The following is a 1,651-nucleotide window of genomic DNA, read 5'->3' as shown; positions in this document are numbered from 1 at the left end:
AGACTAAAATTTTTAGTCTTTTTTACTTTTAAAGAATTCTTTCATTAAAACTTAAAATAATTTATGTTTATACTGATGAAACTATATAATTTGCTATTTTTCCACCTAAATTTTTATTATTTATATTAGGATGCAATAAGGAAACAATGTGATGCTTAAATGAAATGTTTATAACTTCATTTTCTTTATGTTTGCTAACAGAAAAATTCTTAATTTCATTAATAGGTATGCACCTAGATGCTTTATTAAACTCTAATGTTGAATTATATTCATCTTGTGAATATTGTAAATATAAATTTTTATTTGTTAATATTACCTCCACTTTTCCTTCATATCTAGTGGAAGTAACTGCTCCAGGAATTATAGAAAATACTAATCTTGCTACTAAATTTTTAGCTGTATTTTTTAAAATACTTTTAAAAGTTGGATAACATGTTATTGAACATATTACTTCTTCATTTTTCTGTAAATTCAAATTTTTTATCATAAGTTTAAAGTCCTTTCATTATGTAATTAGTATATATACTTTTTAAAATTAAAAAGGAAAAATGTATTTTAAAACTATACTTGCTATTATTAAAACTATAAAAAGTATATTACAAATAATTCTAGTACGTCTTTTTTTATAAGATATTTTACTATTTACTTTACTTCTATTTTTAAAATAATAATAATCTACTACTGCATTATATATACTACAAAATATAGCTATAATTAATCCTATACCCCCTAATATATTATACAAAAAACCTCTGCTATAAAATATATTCCAAAAATGTATTCCAAGCATCATATAAAGTATAGTAATAGTATTTATTCCATTTAAATCTTTAACATCCTTTTTAAAACTTTCCTTTAGTTTAATCACACTATCAGCTCCAATATTTTTTAATTATACTTACTCTTAAATATATCATAATTTATTAAAACTTTATTGTTTTAAGCCTGAAATACTATTTTTTTAACCTAAAATAATAAATAAATTTTTGATATAATATTAACAATAGTAATAGATAAGGAGAAATTAAATGAAGCTTTCAATAGGACAAGTAAGTAAAATTTTTAATATAAGTACAGACACATTACGATATTACGATAAAATAGGTATATTAACCCCTGAAATTAACAAAGAAAATGGTTATAGATATTATCTATTACATCATTTAGAAAAACTACAATTGATTCTTGGAATAAAATACTTAGGCATATCTTTATCAGATATTAAAAATACTATAAAAAATGAAGATATACTTGAGTATAAGAATTTAATTATAAAACAAAAAGAAATTATTTATAAAAAAATAAAGGAATTAAATGAATTAGAAAAGTCTTTAAGTAATAGTAACATTATTTTAGATAAAATAATAAATTTTCGTAATGAATATGATTTTAGTAAACTTAGTGTAGTGACAAAAAATTATAATTTTTATGCTATTAATATTAAAAATTTATTAGCTTTAGATTTTAATAAAAATAATTCTTATACCTTAGAAAGAGATTTAGTAAATGTAAGCCAAGAACTTTATTTTTATATTTATAATATTAAAGAAAATAAATATATAGATGATGATGAAAATATAGTTTTATTAGAAGAAAATCATGCCATTAATTCTTTAATAAATGAATATAAACATTTAAATAAAACTGAAAT

At 19.2% G+C, this 1,651-nt stretch carries 3 protein-coding genes; 1 reads left to right on the top strand and 2 read right to left on the bottom strand.

Going from position 1 to position 1,651, the window contains the following annotated elements; translation table 11 throughout:
• Positions 1-67 precede the first annotated feature (67 nt).
• On the bottom strand, positions 68-487 hold the full coding sequence (locus GBZ86_RS15650; protein ID WP_152892204.1) for a hypothetical protein: 420 nt from the start codon (positions 485-487) through the stop codon (positions 68-70).
• Between the two features lie 48 nt (positions 488-535).
• Positions 536-868 (bottom strand): hypothetical protein, encoded by a 333-nt coding sequence (locus GBZ86_RS15645; protein WP_152892202.1) that lies wholly within the window; start codon positions 866-868, stop codon positions 536-538.
• A gap of 160 nt (positions 869-1,028) precedes the next feature.
• Here GBZ86_RS15645 and GBZ86_RS15640 point away from each other — a divergent pair.
• Positions 1,029-1,651 (top strand): MerR family transcriptional regulator (locus GBZ86_RS15640; RefSeq protein ID WP_152892200.1); only part of this gene is annotated, 623 nt, incomplete at its 3' end.

It is taken from the genome of Clostridium tarantellae, assembly GCF_009295725.1.
In the GTDB taxonomy this organism is placed as follows: domain Bacteria; phylum Bacillota; class Clostridia; order Clostridiales; family Clostridiaceae; genus Sarcina; species Sarcina tarantellae.
Note: the sequence above shows the minus strand (reverse complement) of the source record. Positions and strands in the feature narration are given on the sequence as shown.